Origin of the sequence: Polaribacter butkevichii (genome assembly GCF_038024105.1) — a bacterium.
Classification (GTDB): domain Bacteria; phylum Bacteroidota; class Bacteroidia; order Flavobacteriales; family Flavobacteriaceae; genus Polaribacter; species Polaribacter butkevichii.
In genome coordinates, this window is the sequence record NZ_CP150661.1 from 2,471,187 (window position 1) to 2,497,079 (window position 25,893).

Consider the following 25,893-nt stretch of genomic DNA (forward strand, 5'->3'; position numbering starts at 1 on the left):
AATAAAATATAAAAATCTCTTTCTATATTTTATTATGCTCAATTGTATTTTACATCAAAAAGACTAAAATAATATATTATAATTGTTGTTTTTTAGGCGTTCAAGCGGGCTTGTAATTTATCTTGAGCGAAGTCGAAAGGTTATATCTTTTTGCTAAAAAAGCAAAAAGGATGTCATTGCAATCCCTAACGCAAATTCCGTTAGCTTAAAAAAGACATCATAACCAGTCACTTCGAAGCATTGAGAAGCCACATAACAGTGATAACAAAACAATAAACAAACAATATGAGATTTCTCTCTACGCTCGAAATGACAGACTTTGTGGTTTTTGTTCCTAAAAGGAAGTAGTAAAGGTTCTTTAAAAGTAAAAATCCTACAAGGTTAACAACCTTGTAGGATAATAAAATTTGTCTGAATTAGAGAAATTAGTGTCTAAAAACGCTTCTTTTTAGGTGCTCCCGTTCTTCCTCTTCCAGAAGTAGCTCCTGCTGGTTTATTTCCTTTAAAATGAGGTTTCTTTTTTGGTCTGTCTCCTTGAGAAGCACCTCCATTTGTAGGTCTTTTTTTCTTACCAAAAGAACCTTTACTTTGTGTTGCCGCTCTTTTAGGTGCTGCAGTATCTGTAGGCTCAAAACCTTCTACTACTGTAGAGTTTAATTTCTCTTTTAGTAATTTTTCTATTTCACTTTGGTATTCCGTTTCTTCACTACAAACTAAAGAAATTGCTTCTCCAGCTGCTCCTGCTCTACCAGTTCTACCAATTCTATGTACGTAATCTTCTGGCACATTTGGTAACTCAAAGTTAATTACGTGCGGTAATAAAGGAATGTCTAAACCACGTGCCGCAATATCTGTAGCAACCAATGCCTTAATAGTATTTTCTTTAAAGTTTCTTAATGCTTTTGTTCTTGCACCCTGACTCTTATTTCCGTGAATTGCAGCAGCAGAAATTCCTGCTTTTATCAATTTCTCGGTTAATTTATTTGCCCCATGTTTGGTTCTTGTAAAGATTAAAACCTGGCTCCAGTTTCCGTCTTTTATCAACTTAATGGTAAACTCAGTTTTTTTACCTTTATCAACCTGATACACTTTATGTGTTACTTTTTTAGCGGTTGAATTCTGTGGTTCTGCTTCTACAGAAACAGGATTATTTAAAATACCCGAAGCTAATTTTTTAATATCCGCAGAAAAAGTTGCAGAAAACATTAAGTTCTGACGTTTTGCAGGCATAAAACTAATCAGTTTATTTAGGTCTCTTGCAAAACCCATGTCTAACATTCTGTCTGCTTCATCTAAAATTAAAACATCTATTCTGTTAAAAGACACTGCTTTCTGACTGTGTAAATCTAATAATCTACCTGGTGTTGCTACTAAAATATCTACACCACTTCTTAACGTTGCAATCTGTGGTTTTGCATTAACTCCACCAAAAACTACGGCAGATTTTATGTTTACATACTTACTGTATTCTCTAACGTTATCATAAACTTGCGCTGCCAGTTCTCTTGTAGGCGTTAACACTAACGCACGTAATGGTCTGTATTTTGGATGCTTTGTTTCTGCTAAATGTTGTAAAACTGGTAAGGTAAAACCTGCTGTTTTTCCTGTACCTGTTTGTGCAGATGCTAAAATATCTTTACCTTCTAATATATGTGGTATTGCTTTTTCTTGTATTGGTGATGGTTTGGTGTATCCTTTTTCTTCTACTGCTTTTACCAAAGCGGGAGATAAACCTAAATCTTTAAATGTCATAAAAGTTATTTTTGAAAGCAACTTTATGTAGTTGTTTCAGCCTGCAAAGATACGTTGTTTAAAATTGAGGATGAATTTTTCTTAAAATTCCTTTTTATGTTAATTTTTTTGGTATTGAAAATACAATTGGTAATTTCATCATTTTAAACCAAACCACATCTTTTATGAAGTTTATTTTCCGCTTTTTAGCCTTCTTTTTTTCTATTTCTTTACTTGCACAAACAACAACAGATGCAAATAGCATTCAACAATCTTTAGAACAGAAATCTCTGATGATGAATTCTTCTTTAGTAAAGAATATTGAATTTATCAATATCGGTCCAACCGTAATGAGCGGACGTGTAGTAGATGTTGCTGTAAACCCAGAAAACACCACCGAATTTTATGTGGGTTATGCTTCTGGTGGACTTTGGTACACCAACAATAACGGAACAACACTTACTCCTGTTTTAGACAATGCCGCAACTTTAAATATTGGTGATATTGCAGTAGATTGGAAAACCGGAACTATTTGGGTAGGTACAGGAGAAAATAATTCTTCGCGCTCTAGTTATGCAGGTATCGGAATTTTAAAATCTACGGATAAAGGTCAAACTTGGCAAAATGTTGGTTTGCTAGATACACATCATATTGGTAGAATTTTAATTAACCCTAACAATCCTGATGAGGTTATTGTAGGTGCCATTGGTCATTTATATTCTTCAAATAAAGAAAGAGGAATTTTTAAAACTACAGACGGAGGAAAAACATGGGCAAAAACCTTGTTTATTAATGAAAACACCGGAATTATAGATGTTGCCGTTGCGCCAGAAAATTTTAACGTAATGTATGCTGCTTCTTGGCAAAGAGAGCGTAAAGCTTGGAATTTTGATGGAGATGGAGAAAATTCTGCTATTTACAAAAGTACAGACGCAGGGAATTCTTGGACAAAAATTGCCGATAACAGTGGTTTTCCAACAGGAAACGGAGTTGGTAGAATTGGGTTAGCTGTTTTTAATGAAAATACCGTGTATGCTTTGCATGATAGCCAATACAAAAGAGAGCCAAAAAGTAAAAAAGTTACTTCTTATAATTTAACCAAAGAGCAATTTAAAAACTTAACGTCTGCAGAAGTTTTAGCACTTAGAAACAAAACATTAGATACCTATTTAAAAGAATATGGTTTTAGAGAAAAATTTAGAGCAGAAGGTGTAAAACAATTATTAAAACCTGGCGGAATGAAGCCAAAAGAATTAATGACTTTTTTAGACAATGAAATGGCCGTTGCTTTTGAAGAACCTGTAATTGGTGCAGAAGTTTTTAAAACTACAAATGGTGGTAAAAATTGGAAAAAAACACACACTAATTATTTAGACGGTATTTATAGTTCTTACGGATATTATTTTGGTGAAATTAGAGTGGATTTACAAGATGAAAACAGCATTTATGTGCTAGGTGTTACTATTATAAAATCTAAAAATGGTGGTAAAAATTTTACTTCTATTAGTAAAGAAAATACACATTCAGATCATCAGGCATTGTGGGTAAATCCTAAAAAATCGGGTCATTTACTAGAAGGTAATGATGGTGGTTTAAATATTTCTTATGATGATGGAGAAAATTGGGAAAAGTTAAACAACATTCCGGTAGGTCAATTTTATGCTGTAAATGTAGACCATGAAAAAAACTATAATGTATACGGGGGTTTACAAGATAATGGAGTTTGGTTTGGTCCTAATAATGCAAGAATCGATAAAAGTTGGAAACAATATGGTCAAAACCCGTATCAATCTATAATGGGTGGAGACGGCATGCAGGTTCAAATTGATGATAGAAATTCTAACATTGTATACACGGGCTCTCAATTTGGAAGTTATTTTAGAATAGATAGACAAACGGGGAGCAGAAAATACATACAGCCTAAACCCGCTAAAAAAGAAAAACCGTATCGATTTAACTGGCAAACGCCAATTCAGTTATCTAAACACAACCAAGATATTTTATATTTAGGAAGTAATAAATTACACCGATCTTTAAACCAAGGTGATACTTGGGAAACAATTTCTGAAGATTTAACGCATGGTGGCAAAAAAGGAAATGTTGCTTACGGAACGTTAACCACAATTTCTGAAAGTCCGTTTCAATTTGGATTGATTTACACAGGTTCTGATGACGGAATTATCAGTTTAACAACCAACGGAGGTGGCAGTTGGACAAAAATTTCTGACAACCTTCCTCAAGATTTATGGGTTTCTAGAGTAATTGCATCAAAATTTAAAAAAGCGCGTGTGTACGCCACCTTAAACGGTTATAGATTTGATGATTTTACGCCTTATATATACAGGTCTGATGATTACGGACAAACTTGGATAAACATTGGTAAAGAAATTCCGACTTCTGCAGTAAACGTCATAAAAGAAGATTCTGAGAACGAAAACATCTTGTATTTAGGTACCGATAATGGCTTGTACGTTTCTTTAAACCAAGGAACTTCTTGGGAAGCATTTAGTAACAATTTACCCAATGTGGCTGTACACGATTTAGTGATTCAACCAATAGCAAAAGATTTAATTGTTGCCACACACGGACGCAGTTTATACAAAACAAATATTGCTGCATTACAAAAAATAAACGACAGTATTTTAGCGAAATCCGTTGCTATTTTTAAAGTTAAAAACATTACTAAAAGTAAAAGGTGGGGAAATTCTAGAAGCCCCTGGAGAGCAGCTAACACACCGCAAGTAGAGGTTCCGTTTTACGTAAATGCTGATAAAAAAATAACGATTGATGTATTTTCTGGAAAGGTAAAAATAAATTCAATTTCTATTGATGCAGATAAAGGTTTTAACAAGGCTATTTATGATGTTTCTTTTTCTGAAAAAGGATTAAAATCTTACAAAAAAGCAAATAAGAAAGCAGCCATACAGAAAGCAGACAATGAAAGCTATTATTTACCAAAAGGGAAATACACTCTTAAAATTGGTGATGAAAAAATAAGTTTTAAAGTGGAATAAAACTACATCAGCAAGAATATTTTAACAGTGATGGAATTGCTGTTTTTTTGGTGAAATAAAATGTATCGGGAACTATTGAAAACTGAATTACTTCTCGATACAATTTCCTCCTATCGTCGGAAATCACTCGAAGTGACACTATTTATAACTTATAAAAATTGAAGATTTATTTCAGTATTCTTTTCTAAATCTATCATATGATTAAAAAACACTTTTTGTTCATTAAAATCTGCTTCTATTAACCAATAAGAACCTTTAAAATAAGAGTTTAACGCGGTTGCTTTTAATACTGAATTTTCTACAATTTTTATTTGATGCGGATATAATAACTCCTTTTTATTATTGATGGTTAATTCGTTTACATCATCGAACAAGGCAGCAACATATTTTTCTTTTGGATTGTTGTAAATCTCTTTTGGAGCATTGTTTTCAATAATCTTATTATCTTTGATGATAATTAGCTTATCCGCAAAAGAAAGTGCATCATTTTTATCGTGGGTTGCAATAATGCAGGCAATATTTTTTTCTTTTAAATAACTGAAAAGATTTCTTCGTAAAGAGTTCTTTTTAAAATTATCTATTTGTCCAAAAGGTTCATCTAACAACAATAACTGAGGTTCTTTTGCCAAAGCTCTTGCAATGGCAACACGTTGTTTTTGTCCGCCGCTTAAATTTTTAACTTTAGTATTAGCAAAAGCGGTCATTTGTATGACTTCTAATAACTCTTGTGTTCTTAGTTCGCTTTCTTCTGGATAAAAGCGAGATAAGAATTTTTTAATATTTTCTGAAACAGAAATGTAAGGCATTAAATCGAAATCTTGTGCTACGTATTTAAAGTTTTCGAAACCGGGAACAAGGTGTTTTTCTGGTCCAAAAATTTGGTCTTCTTTCCAAAATATTTTTCCTTTATTTAAATCTACTAAACCGTAAATGGCTTTTAATAGTGTCGATTTTCCGCAACCACTTTCTCCCATAACACACAAGTGTTCTCCTTGTTGTAAAGTGAATTTAAAATCGTTTAAGATTGTTTTGTTTTTACGATAAGAAAAAGAAATAGTTTCTACTTTTAGCATTTTACAAAAATAAGATTTCTATTTGATTTCTTATAGCTAAAAGACGGCAAGTATGCTGCGTTAACGATTGAACGGCTTGTTTGAGCTCTCTTGCTTTTTAGCAAGAAGCGAGTAGTGAAAGCGTGACCCTTGTGGTAACGCCCAAAAAAAGAACCGACACTTTCGTATCGGTTCTTAAGTTCTAAAAAGTAATTTCTATAAAAAATTACATTGATAAAACAATTGGGGGACTACCAAATTTTCACTCTTTCTTCTGGTTTTAGATACATTTTATCTCCTTCTTTAACATTAAACGCTTTGTAAAAAGCATCTACGTTTTTAAGTGGCATATATGCTCTGTACATTCCAGGAGAATGTGTGTTTGTCATAATTAAATTTTTAAGTGCTTCGTCTCTCATTTTAGTTCTCCAGATGGTTCCCCAAGAAAGGAAAAAACGTTGCTCTGGCGTGTAACCATCTATATCTGCTGGTCTTCCGTTCTTTTGTAAGAAAATTTGTAAACCTTCATAAGCCGCTTGTACACCTCCTAAATCTCCAATATTTTCTCCTAAAGTATATTCTCCATTTAAGTGCATGCTGTCTATTGCAATAATATCGCTGTATTGCTTAATTAATTTTCCGCCAATTTCTTTAAACTTTACAGCATCTTCTTCTGTCCACCAGTTTTTAAGGTTTCCATCACCATCAAAACGAGCACCAGAATCATCGAAACTATGAGAAATTTCGTGCCCAATAACAGCTCCAATTCCACCATAATTTACAGCTTCATCTGCTTTATAATCATAGAAAGGAGGTTGTAAAATTGCTGCTGGAAAAACGATTTCATTATTTACAGGATTAAAGTAAGCGTTTACTGTTTGAGGAGACATGCCCCATTCTGTTCTATCTACTTCTTTCCCTAATTTTGCCATTTCTTTGTTGTAGTTCCATTTGGTAACATTAATAGCGTTTTCAAAGTAAGAACCACCTTCTTTTAATCCTTTAACTTGTAATTCTGAATAATCTTTCCAAACATCTGGATAAGCTATCTTAACGGTTAATTTGTGTAATTTTTCTAAGGCTTTTTCTTTGGTAACTTCACTCATCCAAGGTAATTGTGCAATTCTAGCTTCGAAACCTAACATTACATTGTCAATCATTTCTTTGGCTTTTTCCTTTGCTTCTGGTGGAAACATTTTTTCTACATATAGTTTTCCTAAAGCTTCACCAACAGCACCATTTAAGCTACCTAAAGCACGCTCATCTCTTGCACGTTGTTTTTTAGCGCCACGCATTTCTTTAGAATAGAATTCCCAGTTTGCAGTTTCTAAATCTGTAGAAAGAGAACCTAAAGCACTGTTTATCGTGTTCCAACGTAATAATAATTTAATATCTGCAACAGACGTTTTTGCAAAAACATCGCTTAACGCTTTAAAATAACCCAGATCTGTTACAATAACTTTATCTAAATCTTTTACACCAACACCATCTAAATGTGCTTGCCAATCTATTGCTGGAGATAATTTTTGCAATTCTGCAACCGTCATAGGATTGTAAAGCTTACGAATATCTCTGCTTTCTTCTTTAGACATCATTGGTGTTGCTAAACTAGTTTCTAAGGCAACAATTGTAGCTGCGTTCTTTTTAGCAGTAGTTGCATCGTCTCCAAATTCTTGTAACATTTTTGCTACAAATTCTTGGTATTTTTCTAGCTTGTCTTTTACTTTAGCATCTACATAATAATCTCTAGATAAACCTAAGCTTCCTCCGCCCATATAACCTGCATATTGGCTGCTGTTTTTTAAATCGTTATAAACACCAAAACCATAAAAACCTCCACCACCATAAGGTGCCATGTTTGTTAAATATGTTTCTACGTCTTTCTTCGTTTTAATTTCGTCTACTTTTGCTAAATAAGGCATTACTGGTGCTTTACCCTGGGCATTTCTAGCAACCGTGTCCATTATGGTTTGGTAATAATTTACCGCTTTCTCTTGATCTGAATCTATTTCGTTTCCTTTAGCATCTTTTACTTTTGGGAAATTTCTTTCTTCAATTGCTTTGTTTAAAATAGTCAAAACGTCTGCATCTGTTTTTTTACGAAGTTGATTAAAACCACCCCAAGAAGTTTGATCGTCTGGAATTTCTGTTTTATCGATCCAAGTTCCATTTACATGTCTAAAAAAATCGTCTGTAGGTTTTACAGTTTTATCCATATTTTCTAAGGCAATACCAGGGGCTTTTTCTTCCTTAGGTTTGTCTTGTTTACAAGCTACTAAACCTAAAGAGGCAATAGCCGATACAAAAAACACTTTTTTAATTGTCTTCATGATTTTTTGATTTGATTGAGTTTAATTGATACAATTAGTAACAACAATTACAAATTGTTACAGCTTTTAACTTTTAATTCTCTTTTTTTGCTGATTCTGTAATTTTTTAATTCCATATCAAATATAAAGAATTAAAAAATTGTAACTCTATTACATCCGTTTTAGATGCCTATGAAGCTAAATTTATTTTGAGCGATTATAGCTAATAATCTTGCAATTAGCGAAGTACTAAGAAATATTAAGTATAACAAATTCTTTATTTTTTATGATTTTTTAGAATTTGGTAATTGCTTAAAACCCATATTAAACAATGTAAAGCCAAAAATATCTGCATATTGCGCTATTGTTTTTGCAACAGGTGTTCCTGCTCCATGTCCCGCATTGGTTTCTATTCTTATTAAAGTAGGATTATCTCCTGTTTGTTTTTCTTGTAATTCTGCAGCAAATTTAAAACTATGTGCAGGCACTACTCTATCATCATGATCGCCTGTGGTTATTAAAGTTGCAGGATATTTTACACCTTTTTTTATAGTATGTACTGGCGAATATCCTTTTAAATATTCAAACATTTCTTTGCTGTCATTTGCGGTTCCATAATCATACGCCCATCCTGCGCCAGCAGTAAACGTGTGATAACGCAACATATCTAAAACACCAACAGCAGGTAAAACTACTTTTGCCAATTGGGGTCTTTGCGTCATGGTTGCACCAACTAAAAGTCCGCCATTAGAACCACCACGAATTGCTAAATATTCTGACGTAGTATATTTTTTGCTGATTAAAAACTCGGCAGCCGCAATAAAATCGTCAAAAACATTTTGTTTTTTTAATTGCGTTCCGGCATCGTGCCATTTCTTTCCGTATTCTCCTCCCCCTCTTAAATTTGCAACTGCGTAAATTCCGCCTTGTTCCATCCAAACTACGTTTGCAATACTAAAAGCAGGAGTTAAACTAATGTTGAAACCTCCATAGCCATATAAAATAGTTGGGTTTTTACCGTTTAGTTCCATTCCCTTTTTATGCGTGATAATCATCGGAATTTTTGTTCCATCTTTCGATGGATAAAAAACTTGCTGACTTACATAATCATCTGCATTAAAAGCTACTTTTGGCTTCCAATAAGATTTGTAATTCCCTTCTTTAGGGTTGAATTTATAAGACGAATTTGGTGTGTTATAATTGGTAAATGAAAAATACAATTCTTTGGCTTTTGTTTTTCCGCTGAAACCACCAGCAGAACCAATACCTGGTAAATTAATTTCTCTAATAATTTCTCCAGTAAAATTATACTGAAAAACCTTAGAAACCGCATCTACCATATAATGTGCAAACAGATAATTAGAACCTGTAGAAATACTTAAAACATTTTCTGTTTCCGGAATAAAGTCTTGCCAATTTTCTGCCGTAGGATTTGTAAAGTTTACCGTAACTACTTTTTTATTTGGTGCATTTAAATTGGTTACCAAAAACAGTGTATCATTTCTATTATCAATAACATAAGTATCACTTTCTACTGTTTCTATAATTGGTTTTAACTCATTATTTTTATCAGATAAATCTTTGATAAACAATTTATTTCCAGAAGTAGAAACTTGTGCGGTTATTACCAAGTATTTAAAATCTTCGGTTAAGTAACCACCAACATATCTGTGTTTTTCTGCAGGAGTTCCTCCAAAAATAATGGTATCGTCTTTTTGAGAAGTATCTAATTTGTGATAATATAATTTGTGTTGATCTGTTTTGGCAGATAACTCGCTTCCGGTTGGCTTATCGTAACTAGAATAGTAAAAACCTTCGTTTTTGTACCAAGAAATTCCCGAGAACTTTACATCCACCAAAACATCTTCTTTTGTGGTTTTGGTTTCCACATCAATAATAATAATTTTACGCCAATCAGAACCTCCTTCAGAAATAGAATAGGCAGCTGTTTTACCATCTTCAGAAAAACTTAAAGCACCTAAAGAAGTGGTTCCGTCTTCAGAAAAAGTATTTGGGTCTAAAAATATTTCAGGTTCAGAATTTCCTTTGGTTCTATAAATTACATTTTGATTTTGTAATCCATCATTTTTAGAAAAATACGTGTAATCGCCTTCTATAAAAGGAGTTCCTATTTTTTCGTAGTTCCATAATTTAGACAAACGTTCTTTTAATTGTTTTCTGTACGGAATTTGATCTAAATATTTAAAAGTAACTTGGTTTTCTTCTTTTACCCAAGCTTTTGTTTCTGGACTTTCATCATCTTCTAACCATCTGTAATTGTCTACAATATCGATTCCAAAATAAGAATCTACAACTGGTTTTTTGTTTGTTTTTGGATACATCAACTTTTTTTATTGTTTCTTTAGAAGATACTAAAATAATACATCCTTTGTAAGCTTCTCTACTTTTACCTAATTATTAACATACTGTAATTTAAAGTATATAAAAACGACTACTTTTGTATAAATAGATTCTTGCTTAGGCAAAAAAGACAAATTAAATATTTTCGATTTTAATCGAAAGAAAATAATATTATTATGACAGAAAACTTAACAAAAGCAGCCTTTTTAGAAAAGGTGTTTAATTTTGAAGAAAACAAAGAATGGAAATTTGAAGGGAAAAGACCCGCTTTAATAGATTTTTATGCAGATTGGTGTGGACCTTGTAAAGCAATTGCACCTGTTTTAGAACAATTATCTAATGAATATGAAGGTAAAATTGACATTTATAAAATAGATACAGAAGCAGAACAAGAATTATCTGCTGCTTTCGGCATTAGAAGTATTCCTTCGATGTTATTTTGCCCTGCAGAAGGAGATCCACAAATGGCAAATGGTGCTTTACCAAAAGCAGAATTAGAACGCATTATTGCTGATGTTTTAAAGGTAACAAAGTAAGATTACCATAATAAAAAAAGTGTTTAAACTATAATAGTTTAAACACTTTTCATTCAGCATAATTAACGAACTCTAATTTAAAATTTTAATTTCTATTCTTCTATTTTCTTTGTGCTCTTCTTTACTACAAGAATTACATGGAGAACAATAATGCAAAGGAGAATTTTCTCCGAGTCCATTTACAAAAATTTGAGATTTTGAAACTCCGTTTTTTATGAGGTAATTCTTCACAGAATTAGCTCTCCTTTCAGATAATCTTTGGTTGGAATCTAAATTCCCTAAACAATCTGTATACCCTGTAATCATAAACTTTTTGTTAGGCATCTTTTTAACCACTGAAACAGCATTATTTAATACAGAATAAAATTCTGTTTTAATTATAGCTTTTGATGTATCAAATTGAATACCTCTTAAAGAAAGGTTTAAGGCATCTAGTTCATTTTCTTGAACTATTTTTTTAGACACTTCACTTGAGCAACCATTATTTTTTTGTTCTCCTTTAACCAAAGGACATTTATCAATACCATCAGCTACACCATCATTATCTGTATCTAATGCTCTTCCGGCACCATCCACCACTGCGTTACTTAAAGTGTTTGGTTCTTTATCAAACTCATTGACTACACCATCATTATCATCATCGTTTAAATCTAAAATTTTATTAACTGGTTTATTTAATTCTTGTTTACTTAAAGCATCTTTTAACCTAAGTTCATAAGGGTCTGACCAAACTAATTTTTCTTTTGTTCCGAAATGATAAGTTATACCAATACTTGCTGTAAGTAGTCTTTCTTCAGAAACAGAAACGTTTGTTTTTTTAACGCCATCAAACATATCTCTACCTGAATGTAAAAAATTGGCTCTTGCAGAAATATCGAATTTCTTGTTAAGTTTTCGAGATATAATAGCACCACCTTGAACGTATAAACCTCGCCAAGGACCATCATTTTTAAATTCTGTAGTTATATTGGTTTTTGTATTAGTTACCCTAGATGTAAAATCCATTATACCTAACCCAGCATAAGCATACAAATTCCATTTTCTTTTACTTTGTAAATCGCCTCTTCTAAAAACTGAATTAAGATTTATCAAACCATTTACAGAAAGACCTACATATTTAGTATTCCCATTCATGTTTCGTGTTCCATTTGTCTGTTTTGTTTTACCAAATTGCAGTAATGTTTCTAAACCAAAACCATGGTTAAACCATTTTGTAGCTCCTATTTGTGCATCAACACCAAACTTAAAAGCAGTTTCATCTGTTCTTAAATCTCCGGTATAAATAGAACTAGGGCCAACAAAGAGGCTTAATGCCCAAGAATCATATTGACTTTCTCCATTCATAAATTTGTTTTCTTTTGTTTGCGCATTGGTAACTCCCAATGTTAAAATAAATAAGTAAGTGTAAAATTTTTTCATTTTCATAGCATGTTTTTTATTGATTACAAAAGTGTGTGTAATTATAAAAACACCTACAAGGATAAACACTATAAATTAAAAAGGAAATAATACATAAGAATTTTATGTATAAGAAAATTATGTATATATTTGTATTTAAGAAATTGTCACAACAAAGAACAAAGCAATCTGTTTTTAATGATAAGATTGCTTGGTAAACTTGCAATGACAATTAAACAAATAAACAGTTACACGATTACACGTCAATAAAATGGGAAATCAGAAATTATATAAAGGGTCTTTACAAACCATCATTTTAAAGTTATTAGAAACAAACGATAAAATGTATGGTTACGAGATTACTCAAAAAGTAAAAGAATTAACCAAAGGCGAATTAAAAATTACCGAGGGTGCCTTGTATCCTGCATTACACAAACTAGAAGCCGATGGTTTGTTAGATGTAGAGGTTGCAAAAGTTGGTAACCGACTTAGGAAATATTACAAGTTAACAGAAATCGGCACCAAAGAAACAGCCAACAAGTTGGATGAAATGCAAGAGTTTTTAAAAACGATGCAACAATTGGTGAATCCTAAATTTAGTTTGGAGTAAAAAAATTTAGCTATGGAATTAAACAAAGAACAACTACAAAGAGTAGAACATTATTTAAACCTTAAAAACATTACTTATATTGATGTTCGTTTAGAGGTTTTAGATCATATTGTTTCTGATATAGAAACGAAAATGACAGAAGAAAATCTTGATTTTGAAACCGTCTTTTATAACGTTACAAATAAATGGAATACCCAGTTAAAAGAAACTTCTAGTTGGCTTTTTGGTGTAGGTTTTTCTGCTCCAAAAATAATATTAGAAAAAGCAAAAAAGAGTTTTAAAAAATGGTTTTTCTTGATGCCAGCATCTTATTTACTATCATATTTTTTAATAAATAAAATGGATTTTCTATATTCTATAAATATAGAAAATAGCCTCAATTTAGTTTTTCAAATTGTTACTGTTTTAACTGTTGTATTGTTTGTTTTTCTATTGATTTCAAAAAATAAAAAAAGAACAACTTATAGTTTTATCTTAAAAACTCAAGGTTTAAATATTTTATTAGGAGCCATTCTTTTAATAGACTTCGATTTTTTTAATAGAAAAGGACATCTTAATCCCTTTCAAGTTGGACTTTTATTCTCTTTTATTTTGGGAACTTATATTTATTACCATTTCTATAAAAAACACCAAGAAGCTATTCAAAAATATAAAATTTCATAACTATGGAACTTTCTAACGAACAACTCTTACAAATAGACAATTACATTTTTTCTTGCGGAATAAAATACTGTGATGTTAGAACAGAAATTGTAGACCATTTTGCTAATATCTTAGAAGAAAAATTAGCTAAAAACCCTACTCTTAATTTTAAGCAAGAAATTAAAAATATACATAGAAATTTTTCTGATAAAGGTTTTAATAAATTACTAAAAGAGAAGACAAAATCAGTACATAAAAAATTCTACAAACAATCTTTTAAGCATTTAATTACTTTTTTTAAACTACCTAAAATCATCATTACGGGTGTTTTATCTTACGGGTTATTTTTGATAATGAATTTTATTAACGATAAAGAGAATTTTTTCTTTTGGACTTATACTTTTTTACTATTTCTAATTGTTAGAATTTTCTACCAAAGCTTTAAAACTAAAAAACAACAAAAAGAACGCTTCTTAGTTTTAAACAAAACGAATAACTTTTTACAATTGTTTAACGTCATTTTTATTTCTTTTAATTTTCTAACGAATCTTAGAAGTGATGAAAGCTTTTTAAACCCGATACATAATAACATTCAATTAAGCGTTTTTATATTGTTATTGTTGTTTTATTGGTCTGGAGAAAATATTTTTTATCAGAATAAAAAAATGGTAAAAGAGCAATATCCAAATGTAAGTATATAAACTATGCAGTTAACCCAATCTCACATAGAAGAACTCTACAAATTCACCAGAAAACATTATGTATATCACTACGATGTGCAAACAGAATTAGTAGATCATTTAGCAAATGATATTGAAAGTATTTGGGTGGCGCAGCCACAACTATCATTTGACGATGCTCGGGATGCATCTTTTAAAAAATTTGGCATTTTTGGTTTTATGGATGTTGTAGAAAGCAGACAAAAAGCAATGAATAAACGCTATTGGAAAATAATTTTACGTTTTGCAAAAGAGTGGTTTACAGTACCTAAAATAGTGGTTACTTCCGCTATTTTTTTAACTTTTTACCTTGCTTTATCACTACCTTTTTCAATATATGTTTTGATGGCTGCTATTTTAGGTTTGGCTATTCACGAAATGATCAAAACAGCTATTACAAGAAGGAAACACAAAATAAAAGTCAAGAAAAAAGAAAACATCTTTTTACTAGAAGCTATGATTGGAGAAACAAGAAGTACTTTTACTTTAATAACATTTGTTAATCTTTTTAATATTATTAACCTTACTCAAATAGATTTTAATACGTTAAATAATTATTGGTTGCTCTTTATTGCCGCCTTAGCAACTTTCTTTGCTATTACGTCTTACATTACCTCTATAATCATTCCTCAGAAAGCAGAAGAATTATTAAGAGAAACGTATCCAGAATATAAAATATCTTAAATTTCTGTAACAAAATCGTTTTATAAACTACTTATTATCAATCGAACTAATTAACCAACTTATGATTTCACACTTTTTAAAATTAGAATGGAAACAATTTACACGGTCTGCTTCCTTCGGTAAAAGTATTGGCGTAAAAATTTTGATGGGCTTTTTTGCTCTGTACTTTATTTTAATGTTTTTAGGTTTAGGGATTGGAGGCTTTTTTATGGTAAAAGAACAATTTCCAAATCAAGATCCTTTAGTGGTTGTAAATAGTTTTTTACTCTTTGCAATTACAGGAGATTTAATTTTTAGGTACCTAATGCAAAATTTACCAATAATGAATATTAAACCATTGTTGGTCTTACCCGTTAAAAAAAATACCATTGTACATTATGTCTTGGTAAAATCGTCTTTTTCGTTTTTTAACATTATGAGTTTGTTTTTTTACATTCCGTTTTCTCTAGTTTTAATTAAAGAAGGCTATGTAACAGAAGGCGTTTTAGGATGGTTATTACTAATGCTTTTATTAATTCAATCTGCTAACTTTTTAAATTTTTTAATCAATAAAAACAATGTTGCTTTTGGAGCTTTATTGGTCATTTTATTAGGTGGTTTCTTAGTGCAGCGTTATGAAATTTTTAATATAGCAGGCTTTATTGGTCAAGGTTTCGATTTTATTTATCACAACCCAATTTATAGTTTTTTAGGTTTTATTTTACTTGCAGTTTTATATCAACTAAACTATAAACAACTAAGAAACCAAGTCTATTTAGACCAAGCAGTTGCAACCAAAGTAAAAGAAGCAAACTCGTCTGATTTATCTTGGGCGGATAAGTTAGGAGATGTTGCGCCATTTATAAAAAACGACCTGCGCTTAATAACAAGAAATAAAAGAACAAAATCTTCCTTTTTTATCTTAATTATTGGTTTGTTGTATGGTTTATTCTTTTATCCACAAGCTGCCTATAAAGACATGGCTTTTATGTATGTTTTGGTCGGAATCTTTTCTACAGGAACATTTTTAATCAATTTTGGACAATTTATTCCTGCCTGGGACAGTGGTTATTACAATCTTTTAATGAGTCAGAATTTTAAATACGAGCGTTATTTAAAATCAAAATTTACGCTGATGACCGCTAGTATTATCATTTTATTTCTTCTTGGTATACCTTATGTATATTTTGGATGGAAAATTTTAGTAGTACATTTTGCAGCCATGATTTACAATATTGGCGTAAACACACATGTAATTTTATACGGAGGTTCCTTTAACCGAAAGAAAATAAATTTAGATGAAAAAGCAGCTTTTAATTATCAAGGAACAGGAGCAGTACAATGGTTAATAGGTATTCCTTTAATGTTTGTACCCATGGGACTTTTTGGTTTGATAAACTGGTTAGTTAGCTTTGAAGTTGCCGTAATTGTTTTAGCAGGCCTAGGCTTTATAGGTGTTGCTTTACATAAAAAATTAATGGCAGCAATCACCAAAAAATATGTTGCATCAAAATACATAATGATTCATTCTTTTAAACAAGAAAATTAATTTACAAAACAATGATACAAACTACACAACTTTCAAAAAAATACGGAAAAGTAGCAGTACTAAACATAGATTCATTAGAAATTCCAACAGGTCAAAGTTTTGGTTTAGTAGGAAATAATGGCGCAGGAAAAACCACTTATTTTAATATTCTTTTAGATTTAATAAGACCTACTACAGGAGCAATTGTAAATCATGATATACAAGTAAACCAAAGTGAAGACTGGAAAAACTTTACAGGTTCTTTTATTGATGAATCTTTTTTAATTGGTTACTTAACCCCAGAAGAATATTTTGAATTTGTTGGTGATTTAAGAGGCATGAATAAAGCTGACATTGCTACCTTTTTAACTCAATTTAATGATTTTTTTAACGAAGAAATCATCGGTAAGAAAAAATATTTAAGAGATTTAAGTAAAGGAAATCAGAAAAAAGTAGGCATTGTTGCCGCCTTAATGGGAAACCCAAAAGTGGTTATTTTAGACGAACCTTTTGCTAATTTAGATCCAACAACACAAATACGCTTAAAAACAATCATTAAAACACTAACCGAAAATAGAGAAATTACCGTTTTAATTTCTAGTCACGATTTAACACATGTAACAGAAGTTTGCGAACGAATTGTAGTTTTAGACAAAGGAAATGTAGTGAAAGATATAGAAACATCTACAGCAACTTTAAAAGAATTAGAAAGCTATTTTTCTGTATAAGCGTTCTATTCTTATTTTATTACTATTTTTACACAATGATTTATACTATTTTTAAAAGAAAATAGTTGTAAATAAGAGTATTTAATACTCTCAACCTTTAAAAATTGTGTAACCAAATATTTATTTGTGTGAAATATACTAAAAAAATAGTTTTACTTCTTTCTGTATTTACAGTTTTATACTCTTGTAGCACAAGAAAAGATACTTTAATTAGTAGAAATTGGCACGCTCTAAACACAAAATTTAATGTGTTATTTAATGGTCAGGAAGCTTTTAAAAAAGGTGTTAAAGAAATTAATGATGGTTATAAAGATGACTGGTTTCAACAATTACCTCTAGAACCTATTAAGTTTGAAGAAGATAAAATTATCATTCCTAATTTAAATTCTGGAATGGGGTCTGGTTTTAATGACAACAAAAAGGAAGAATCAAAAGCAACCACTCCTTTTGGTATTGCAGAAGAAAAAGCTGTAAAAGCAATCCAAAAACACGGAATGAATATTAACGATCTAGAGCGCAATAGGCAAATTGATGATGCTTATTTTTTATTAGGAAAGGCTCGTTATTACGAGCAACGTTTTATTCCTGCTTTAGAAGCTTTTAACTATGTAATAGCCACCTATCCTGATGCAAACTTAATTGCAGAAACTAAAATTTGGAGAGCAAAAACAAACATTAGAATCGATAATGAAGAGTTTGCTATAGAATCTATGAATTTACTTCTTAAAATAAAAGACACTTTAGAAGCAGATTTACCAGAAGAAACGAAAGAACATGGTTACACAACCTTAGCCATGGCGTATATAAAAGCTGATAGTATACAAAATGCAAAAAAATACTTAATTAAAGCTACAGATATTTTAAAAGACAGAAACCAAGGAGCAAGAAACTTGTTTGTTTTAGGTCAGATTTATAGTTCAGAAAACAAAAAAGACTCTGCTTTATTGGCGTTTAACAAAATCATCAACTTTAAAAAAGCACCTTACAAATATAAAATGCATGCCCATATTGAGCTGGCAAAAAACGCTACCAACGATTCTACTTCTGCTGCTATATTAGAAAAAATGTACGCATTAATTAAGGAAAGAGAAAATAGACCTTATTTAGACGAACTGAATTACCAAATTGGTTATTTGCACGAACAAAATGACAGTATAGAGTTAGCTGTAGATTTTTACAACAAATCTCTTAGAGCCGAATCTGACAATATAAAACAAAAAACATTTACATACGAAAGACTTGGAAACATCAATTTTCAGAATTCAGAATATCTTGCAGCAAGTGCTTATTACGATAGTATTTTAAATATTGCTGTAGATACCCTAAATTTAAGATTTAGACGCATCAAAAGAAAACATAGAAACTTAGCCTCCTTAATTGATTTTGAAAAAACAGTTTCTAAAAATGATAGTATTTTAAGAATTGTATCACTACCTAAATCAGAACAAGAAGCCTTTTTTCAAAAATATATTGATGATTTAAAAAAGAAAGACGAAGAAGCTGCCCAATTAAAGTTAAACCAGCAAGCTTTTGGAGATACTTTTGGTGGAAATATTTTAAAATCTAACAAAAAAGGAAAGTGGTATTTCTACAATACAGAATCATTAAATTATGGGAAAGCAGAATTTCAAAAAATTTGGGGAAACAGAGCCTTAGAAGATGATTGGAGATGGTCTTCTCAAATAAATTCAAACATTACAGATAACGATTCTATAACGGTAAACAAAAAGAGTTCTCGTTACGATTTAGCAAGTTATTTAAAAACAATTCCTACTGAAAAAGAAAAAATTGACTCCTTACACTTAGAAAGAAACGAAGCATTGTATCAATTAGGAGTAATTTATAAAGAACAATTTAAAGACACTAAATTAGCAATTAATCGCTTAGAAAGAGTTGCTTCTTTAAACCCTAATAAAGAATTAATTTTGCCAATTAACTGGCATTTATATCAAATATACACCAATTTAAATAATGACATAAAGGCTGCAAAACATAAAAATATAATTCTAACAGATTACTCTACAACAAAGTTTGCACAAGTAATTAAAAACCCAAACAAACCTATTAAAGAAGAAATAGCTGTTAATAAAATTGAAGAATTGTACAAAGAAATGTACTATTTATACAAAGAAGATAAGTTTGATGAAACAGTTACAAAAATAAATGAAATACTACCTACCATTCAAAATTCGAAATTAATTCCTAAATTCGAACTTTTAAAAGCATATGCTATAGGTAAGTACAAAGATAAAGAAGCTTACAAAATTGCGCTAGATTTTGTAGCTGTTAGCTATGGAAACACAGAAGAAGGAAAGAAAGCAAAAGAAATAGTTAACCAATTAAGTAAGTAAAATGTTTAGTAGTAAAACAAAAAAACCGCAAAAGAATAAAGTTATGGAAAGAAATGTTATAGCTAAAAACACAACAATTGTTGGTGATATTAAATCTGATGGTGATTTTAGAATTGATGGATCTTTAGAAGGAACTTTAGTAACCAACGGTAGAGTTATTATTGGTGCAGAAGGTTTTATTAAAGGTAAAGTAGAGAGTGGCAACGCAGATATAGAAGGTAAATTCTCTGGACAACTTTTAGTATCGAACATTTTAACCGTAAAAGCAACTGCTAACATTTCTGGAGAAGTAGTAATTTCTAAACTTTCTGTAGAACCAGGCGCTTCTTTTAATGCAACTTGTACTATGAAAGGAACATTAAAAGAATTAAAAGCTAGTAATGAACAAAAAAGACTCTCAGAAAAGACCGCTTAATAAAGCCATGCAACTCTCTGGAGCAGGTTTGCAAATGGGATTAACTATTTACCTAGGATTTTTGTTAGGGGAATGGTTAGATAAAAAAATAGAGACTTCTTTTTTAAAAGAAACCATCACTTTATTAGCCATCTTTTTGGCCATGTATTCATTAATAAAACAAGCCAACAAAATTAATGATTAAAAGCATACTCGTATTTTCTATTGTATTCTTTACACTTTTTTTATTAAGCTTTACAATACATAGTTATTTTATAGAAGAACAAACCATTACATTGCCATACTCATTAAAAAAGGTATACTTATTCCATTATGCGTTCTCCTTATTAATATGCACAAATTTCTTGTTTTTTTCTAGAATTCCTAAAATTTTTGAGCAATTAGGTTTTATTTACCTTGGTACAATACTCTTAAAATTAACACTATTTAGCATCTTGTTTTACACATCCCTATTTTCGGAAAACGAATTAACTTTTTCTGAAAGATTATCCTTATTCATTCCGGCAATTGTTTTTTTATTAATAGAAGCCCTATTTGTAGCCAAAATATTGAAGAAAAAATAATAATAATTAAATACCCGAAAAAAAGGTTTGTAGTTTTGAATTATTACATATCTTTGCCGCGAATTTAGAAAGCGTATTTTAACAATGAAGATTGCACAAAAAACAATCAAGTTTCTTTTAATAGCAGCAGTATCCCTCTTTACTTCAGTGGGATTTGCATTAGAATCTGATAAAAAGCACGATGACCAAAGTGATGGTGGTCGCGTAAATACGAAAGAAGAAATAGAAGCCTATGTGTTACATCACATTAAGGATTCTCATGATTTTACTTTGTTTTCATACACAGGTGATCATGGAGAAAGAAAACATGTTGGTTTTCCTTTACCAATAATCTTATGGTCTAGTGAAGGTTTGGTTACATTTATGTCATCAGAGTTTCATCATAATGATGACGGTCATGTAATCGTAGAAAAAAATGGGTTAAAATTTGCGAAGCTTCATTCTAAGATTTACGAATTAGAAAAAGGTGCTTCAGCAATCTCTTTTGATGAACACCACCATGCAACAAATGCTCATAAACCTTTAGATTTCTCTATGACTAAAACAGTTGTAGGAGTTCTTTTAATAGGTTTATTATTATTGTTCTGGTTTTCTAGATTGGCAAATCAATACAAAACAAAAAAAATACCTACAGGTTTCTCTAGAGTTTTAGAGCCTTTAGTATTATATGTTAGAGATGAAATAGCTAGACCAAATATCGGTGAAAAGCACTACAGAAGATTTACAGGATACTTATTAACTGTATTTTTCTTTATTTGGGTTTTAAACTTAGTAGGTTTAACTCCGTTAGGATTTAACGTAACAGGACAAATAACAATTACATTATGTTTAGCGGTATTTACATTTGTAATTTACACAGTAAGTGGTAATAAAGGATACTGGATGCACATGATTTGGATGCCAGGTGTACCATACTTAATTCGACCAATTTTAGCAATTATAGAATTAGCAGGTGCCTTTTTAATTAAACCATTTGCATTATCAGTACGTTTGTTCGCAAACATTTCAGCAGGTCATATTGTGGTAATGAGCTTAATAGCAATTATGTTTACTCTAAAAGAATCACTTGGTGTGGTTGGAGCAACAGGTTTGTCTTTTGCCTTATCATTTTTTATAACATTAATTGAGGTTTTAGTAGCTTTCTTACAAGCATATATCTTTACAATGCTTTCAGCATTATTTATAGGTATGGCAGTAGCAGAGCCTGAGCATCATTAATACAAATTTGTTTAATTTAATAAAAATACATTTATTATGTACAATTTAATTGGAGCAGGATTAATCGTAATCGGAGCAGGAATTGGTTTAGGTCAAATTGGTGGTAAAGCAATGGAAGGTATTGCTCGTCAACCAGAAGCAACTGGAAAAATTCAAACAGCAATGATTATTATCGCTGCATTATTAGAAGGTTTAGCATTTGGTGCATTATTCTTAGGAAAATAATCCAAACAAAAACAAAAAATAGTGTTCTGTAACGGTTGGTTACAGAACCTATTTTTAAACTCCCATCGCATGGGAAAACTAATTTTAAAAGAAACATAAAGGAGTTCTTTTAAATTAAACAAAAAAAGAAATAAAAAATTAATTAGTTTATAGAATGGAAACCTTATTAAACGATTTTTCACCGGGGTTATTTGTAGTTTCATTAATCCTATTAATAGCGTTAATCGCTTTAATGGTAAAATTTGCTTGGAAACCAATTTTAACTTCTTTGGAAGAAAGAGAATCTGGTATAGAAGATGCTTTAGCAGCTGCAGACAATGCACGTAAAGAAATGCAAAATTTACAAGCCGATAACGAAAAGCTAGTAAAAGAAGCAAGAGCAGAAAGAGAAGCAATGATGAAAGAAGCAAGAGATATTAGAGATAATATGATTGCAGAAGCTAAAGAAGATGCTAAAGAAGTAACTACTAAATTGATTGAAAATGCACAAGCAGCTATCATTCAAGAAAAACAAGCAGCTTTAGCAGAATTAAAAAAGAATGTTGCAGAATTGTCTATAGGTATTGCAGAATCAGTTATTAAAAAAGAATTATCTAATAAGAAAGATCAACTAGAATTAGTTGAAGGAATCTTAAAAGATGTTACTTTAAACTAAGTTAGGGCATGAAAAACGCAAGAGCAGCAATACGTTATGCAAAAGCAATTTTAAACCTTGCTAAAGATTCTAAAGAAGAAACTGCCGTAAATGACGATATGTTATTTATAACAAAAACAATTTCTGAAAACGCTGAGTTTGAAGTAATGTTAAGAAGTCCTATTGTTAAAGCTACTGATAAAAGAAATGTGTTAAACGCATTATTTGAAGGTAAAGTTAACAATATTACTCTTGGGTTATTTCATTTATTACAAGATAATAAAAGAATAGCAATGCTTGCTTCTATAGCAAAACAATATGCTCTAATTTATGATTTTGATAAACACATGCAAGTTGCTAAAGTAACAACAGCTGTTCCTTTAACTGCAGATATCGAAAAACAAATTTTAGAAAAAATTGTTGCCTTAACAGGAGACAAAGCAAATTTAGAAAACGTGGTAAACCCTGCTATTTTAGGAGGATTTATATTACGAGTTGGAGATGTGCAATATGATGCAAGTATCTCTAATTATTTAAACGAATTGAAAAAGGAATTTGACAACAGTCATTACATTCCAAAAATTTAATTATACATCAAATCATAAAAGATGGCAAGTATTAAACCAGCTGAAGTATCAGCAATTTTAAAACAACAGTTAACAAATTTTGAAGCTAAAGCAACTTTAAATGAAGTAGGAACTGTTTTACAAGTAGGAGATGGAATTGCTCGTGTTTACGGTCTTTCTAATGTTCAATATGGTGAATTAGTAGAATTCGAAAACGGATTAGAAGGTATCGTATTAAACTTAGAAGAAGATAATGCAGGAGTTGTATTATTAGGAGCCTCTACTTCTATTAGAGAAGGTTCTACTGTAAAACGTACAGAACGTATTGCCTCTTTAAGAGCAGGTGAAGGCGTTGTAGGACGTGTTTTAGATACTTTAGGAAATCCTATTGATGGTAAAGGACCTATTAAAGGTAAAACTTACGAAATGCCACTAGAGCGTAGAGCTCCTGGGGTTATCTTTAGAGAACCTGTAACAGAACCTTTACAAACTGGTATTAAATCTATTGATGCAATGATTCCTGTTGGACGTGGACAACGTGAGTTAATCATTGGAGACCGTCAGACTGGTAAATCTACAGTTGCTATTGATACCATCTTAAATCAAAAAGAATTTTTTGATGCTGGTGAACCAGTATATTGTATATACGTAGCTATCGGTCAAAAAGCATCTACTGTTGCAGCAATTGCTAATATGTTAGAAGAAAAAGGAGCTTTAGCCTACACTACAATCGTAGCAGCAAATGCATCAGACCCTGCAGCAATGCAAGTATATGCACCATTTGCAGGAGCTGCAATTGGAGAATACTTTAGAGATTCTGGTAGACCAGCTTTAATTATTTATGATGATTTATCTAAACAAGCTGTTGCATACCGTGAGATTTCTTTATTATTAAGAAGACCTCCAGGACGTGAGGCATATCCTGGTGATGTATTTTACTTACACTCTAGATTATTAGAACGTGCTGCAAAAGTTATTAATGATGACAAAATTGCAAGTGAAATGAACGATTTACCAGATTCTTTAAAAGGAATTGTAAAAGGTGGAGGTTCTTTAACTGCATTGCCAATTATTGAAACACAAGCAGGTGACGTTTCTGCATATATTCCAACAAACGTAATTTCGATTACAGATGGACAAATTTTCTTAGATGGAGATTTATTTAACTCTGGTGTTCGTCCGGCAATTAACGTAGGTATTTCTGTATCTCGTGTTGGTGGTAACGCACAAATTAAATCTATGAAAAAAGTATCTGGTACTTTAAAATTAGATCAAGCTCAATACCGTGAATTAGAAGCGTTTGCAAAGTTTGGTTCTGATTTAGATGCAGCTACAATGAGTGTAATTTCTAAAGGACAACGTAACGTTGAAATTTTAAAACAAGCACAAAATGATCCTTACTCAGTAGAAGATCAAGTAGCAATTATCTATGCAGGTTCTAAAAACTTGTTAAAAGATGTACCAGTAGACCAAGTTAAAAAATTCGAAAGAGATTATATAGATTATTTAAACTCTAAACATAGAGATACTTTAGATGTATTGAAATCTGGTAAATTAACTCCAGAAACAATTACAGTATTAGAAGCAGCAGCTAAAGAAATTTCTACTCATTTCGCATAAAACATAGTTGTCATTCCCGCGAAAGCGGGAATTTCAAAATTCCAATAGAATGGCAAACTTAAAAGAAATACGTAATAGAATTACTTCTATTAAATCTACAATGCAGATTACATCTGCCATGAAAATGGTATCTGCTGCAAAGTTGAAAAAAGCACAAGATGCAATTACGGCAATGCGCCCTTATTCATCTAAACTAACTGAATTGTTGCAAAATTTAAGTGCAACTTTAGATAGTGATGCAGGTGGTGTATATTCAACTCAAAGAGAAGTTTCTAAAGTTTTATTAGTTGTAGTAACTTCTAACAGAGGTTTATGTGGTGGTTTTAACTCATCAATAACCAAAGAAGTTATTAAAACGGTAAAAGAAAAATATAGTAATGTTGAAGTAGATTTACTTACTATTGGTAAAAAAGGTGGTGATGTTTTGGCAAAACAATTTAATATTGTTGAATCTAGAAATCATATCTACGACGATTTAACTTTTGATAATGTTGCAGTAATTGCAGAAGAGTTAATGAGTTTTTATGCCAATGGAACTTATGATAGAATTGAAGTTTTTTACAATCAATTTAAAAACGCAGCAACTCAAATACCTCAAATAGAACAATTTTTGCCAATTAAACCTATAGAAGGAGGAGATGCTGATGCAGTAAACTCTGATTATATATTTGAACCTTCTAAAGAAGAAATTGTAGAAGCTTTAATACCAAAGTCTTTAAAAACACAATTATACAAAGCTATTAGAGATAGTTTTGCTTCTGAACACGGTGCACGTATGACTGCAATGCATAAGGCTACAGACAACGCAACAGAATTAAGAGACGAATTATTATTAACTTATAATAAAGCTCGTCAGGCAGCAATTACTAATGAAATATTAGAAATTGTTGGTGGAGCAGAAGCTTTAAATAACTAAGATTAGTTTTTTATAAAATATAAAGCGAACCAATTTGGTTCGCTTTTTTTTATTTATTGGCATAGAATTTGAAAAATTTATTTTAAATTACACT

The 25,893-nt window shown here is 31.0% G+C and carries 23 protein-coding genes; 18 read left to right on the forward strand and 5 right to left on the reverse strand.

Going from position 1 to position 25,893, the window contains the following annotated elements; translation table 11 throughout:
• Positions 1–432: 432 nt before the first annotated feature.
• The gene (locus WG951_RS10515) at positions 433–1,752 is read right to left on the reverse strand and encodes a DEAD/DEAH box helicase (RefSeq protein ID WP_105049848.1); all 1,320 of its coding nucleotides are present in this window, start codon (positions 1,750–1,752) and stop codon (positions 433–435) included.
• 164 nt (positions 1,753–1,916) lie between these two features.
• Here WG951_RS10515 and WG951_RS10520 point away from each other — a divergent pair, with 164 nt between their 5' ends.
• On the forward strand, positions 1,917–4,745 hold the full coding sequence (locus tag WG951_RS10520) for a WD40/YVTN/BNR-like repeat-containing protein (RefSeq protein WP_211296739.1): 2,829 nt from the start codon (positions 1,917–1,919) through the stop codon (positions 4,743–4,745).
• Positions 4,746–4,894: 149 nt separating this feature from the next.
• Here the strand turns inward: WG951_RS10520 and WG951_RS10525 are convergent, their stop codons facing one another.
• From WG951_RS10525 to WG951_RS10535, 3 genes are all read right to left on the reverse strand, one after another.
• The gene (locus WG951_RS10525; protein ID WP_105049847.1) at positions 4,895–5,818 is read right to left on the reverse strand and encodes an ABC transporter ATP-binding protein; all 924 of its coding nucleotides are present in this window, start codon (positions 5,816–5,818) and stop codon (positions 4,895–4,897) included.
• A 230-nt stretch (positions 5,819–6,048) separates the two neighbouring features.
• Positions 6,049–8,127 (reverse strand): M13 family metallopeptidase, encoded by a 2,079-nt coding sequence (locus tag WG951_RS10530; RefSeq protein WP_105049846.1) that lies wholly within the window; start codon positions 8,125–8,127, stop codon positions 6,049–6,051.
• Between the two features lie 263 nt (positions 8,128–8,390).
• Positions 8,391–10,448 (reverse strand): prolyl oligopeptidase family serine peptidase, encoded by a 2,058-nt coding sequence (locus WG951_RS10535; protein WP_105049845.1) that lies wholly within the window; start codon positions 10,446–10,448, stop codon positions 8,391–8,393.
• 195 nt (positions 10,449–10,643) lie between these two features.
• Between WG951_RS10535 and trxA the strand changes: the two genes are divergently transcribed.
• Positions 10,644–11,003 carry a thioredoxin gene (gene trxA / locus WG951_RS10540; protein ID WP_105049844.1) on the forward strand — a complete coding sequence of 120 codons (360 nt, stop codon included), beginning with the start codon at positions 10,644–10,646 and terminating at the stop codon, positions 11,001–11,003.
• A gap of 72 nt (positions 11,004–11,075) precedes the next feature.
• Here the strand turns inward: trxA and WG951_RS10545 are convergent, their stop codons facing one another.
• Positions 11,076–12,422, reverse strand: coding sequence for an OmpA family protein (locus WG951_RS10545; RefSeq protein WP_170062917.1), 1,347 nt, complete (start codon positions 12,420–12,422; stop codon positions 11,076–11,078).
• A 250-nt stretch (positions 12,423–12,672) separates the two neighbouring features.
• Between WG951_RS10545 and WG951_RS10550 the strand changes: the two genes are divergently transcribed.
• From WG951_RS10550 to atpG, 16 genes are all read left to right on the forward strand, one after another.
• Positions 12,673–13,011 (forward strand): PadR family transcriptional regulator, encoded by a 339-nt coding sequence (locus WG951_RS10550; RefSeq protein ID WP_105049842.1) that lies wholly within the window; start codon positions 12,673–12,675, stop codon positions 13,009–13,011.
• Between the two features lie 12 nt (positions 13,012–13,023).
• The gene (locus WG951_RS10555; RefSeq protein ID WP_105049841.1) at positions 13,024–13,674 is read left to right on the forward strand and encodes a hypothetical protein; all 651 of its coding nucleotides are present in this window, start codon (positions 13,024–13,026) and stop codon (positions 13,672–13,674) included.
• A 2-nt stretch (positions 13,675–13,676) separates the two neighbouring features.
• Positions 13,677–14,354 (forward strand): hypothetical protein, encoded by a 678-nt coding sequence (locus WG951_RS10560; RefSeq protein WP_105049840.1) that lies wholly within the window; start codon positions 13,677–13,679, stop codon positions 14,352–14,354.
• Positions 14,355–14,357: 3 nt separating this feature from the next.
• The gene (locus WG951_RS10565; protein WP_105049839.1) at positions 14,358–15,056 is read left to right on the forward strand and encodes a hypothetical protein; all 699 of its coding nucleotides are present in this window, start codon (positions 14,358–14,360) and stop codon (positions 15,054–15,056) included.
• Positions 15,057–15,117: 61 nt separating this feature from the next.
• The gene (locus WG951_RS10570) at positions 15,118–16,584 is read left to right on the forward strand and encodes a DUF5687 family protein (protein ID WP_105049838.1); all 1,467 of its coding nucleotides are present in this window, start codon (positions 15,118–15,120) and stop codon (positions 16,582–16,584) included.
• An 11-nt stretch (positions 16,585–16,595) separates the two neighbouring features.
• On the forward strand, positions 16,596–17,291 hold the full coding sequence (locus WG951_RS10575) for an ABC transporter ATP-binding protein (RefSeq protein ID WP_105049837.1): 696 nt from the start codon (positions 16,596–16,598) through the stop codon (positions 17,289–17,291).
• 128 nt (positions 17,292–17,419) lie between these two features.
• A complete protein-coding gene (locus WG951_RS10580) occupies positions 17,420–19,642 on the forward strand; it encodes a tetratricopeptide repeat protein (RefSeq protein ID WP_105049836.1) in 2,223 nt (740 codons plus the stop codon).
• Between the two features lie 43 nt (positions 19,643–19,685).
• Entirely contained in the window at positions 19,686–20,057 is a 372-nt protein-coding gene (locus tag WG951_RS10585; RefSeq protein ID WP_317044734.1) for a bactofilin family protein, read from the forward strand.
• Positions 20,023–20,241, forward strand: coding sequence for an AtpZ/AtpI family protein (locus WG951_RS10590; protein ID WP_105049834.1), 219 nt, complete (start codon positions 20,023–20,025; stop codon positions 20,239–20,241). Before WG951_RS10585 ends, WG951_RS10590 begins: the two co-directional genes overlap by 35 nt.
• A complete protein-coding gene (locus tag WG951_RS10595) occupies positions 20,234–20,620 on the forward strand; it encodes a DUF6168 family protein (protein WP_105049833.1) in 387 nt (128 codons plus the stop codon). The genes WG951_RS10590 and WG951_RS10595 overlap by 8 nt, the downstream gene beginning before the upstream one ends.
• Before the next feature lie 84 nt (positions 20,621–20,704).
• Entirely contained in the window at positions 20,705–21,838 is a 1,134-nt protein-coding gene (atpB, locus tag WG951_RS10600) for a F0F1 ATP synthase subunit A (protein WP_105049832.1), read from the forward strand.
• Positions 21,839–21,874: 36 nt separating this feature from the next.
• Positions 21,875–22,063: an ATP synthase F0 subunit C gene (gene atpE, locus WG951_RS10605; protein ID WP_013993139.1), complete on the forward strand. Its 189-nt coding sequence runs from the start codon at positions 21,875–21,877 to the stop codon at positions 22,061–22,063.
• 154 nt (positions 22,064–22,217) lie between these two features.
• On the forward strand, positions 22,218–22,718 hold the full coding sequence (locus WG951_RS10610) for a F0F1 ATP synthase subunit B (protein ID WP_105049831.1): 501 nt from the start codon (positions 22,218–22,220) through the stop codon (positions 22,716–22,718).
• Positions 22,719–22,726: 8 nt separating this feature from the next.
• Entirely contained in the window at positions 22,727–23,284 is a 558-nt protein-coding gene (atpH, locus tag WG951_RS10615; RefSeq protein WP_105049830.1) for an ATP synthase F1 subunit delta, read from the forward strand.
• Positions 23,285–23,305: 21 nt separating this feature from the next.
• Positions 23,306–24,883, forward strand: a complete 1,578-nt coding sequence (gene atpA / locus WG951_RS10620; protein ID WP_105049829.1) for a F0F1 ATP synthase subunit alpha — start codon at positions 23,306–23,308, stop codon at positions 24,881–24,883.
• A 49-nt stretch (positions 24,884–24,932) separates the two neighbouring features.
• A complete protein-coding gene (gene atpG, locus WG951_RS10625; protein ID WP_105049828.1) occupies positions 24,933–25,799 on the forward strand; it encodes an ATP synthase F1 subunit gamma in 867 nt (288 codons plus the stop codon).
• Positions 25,800–25,893: the final 94 nt, after the last annotated feature.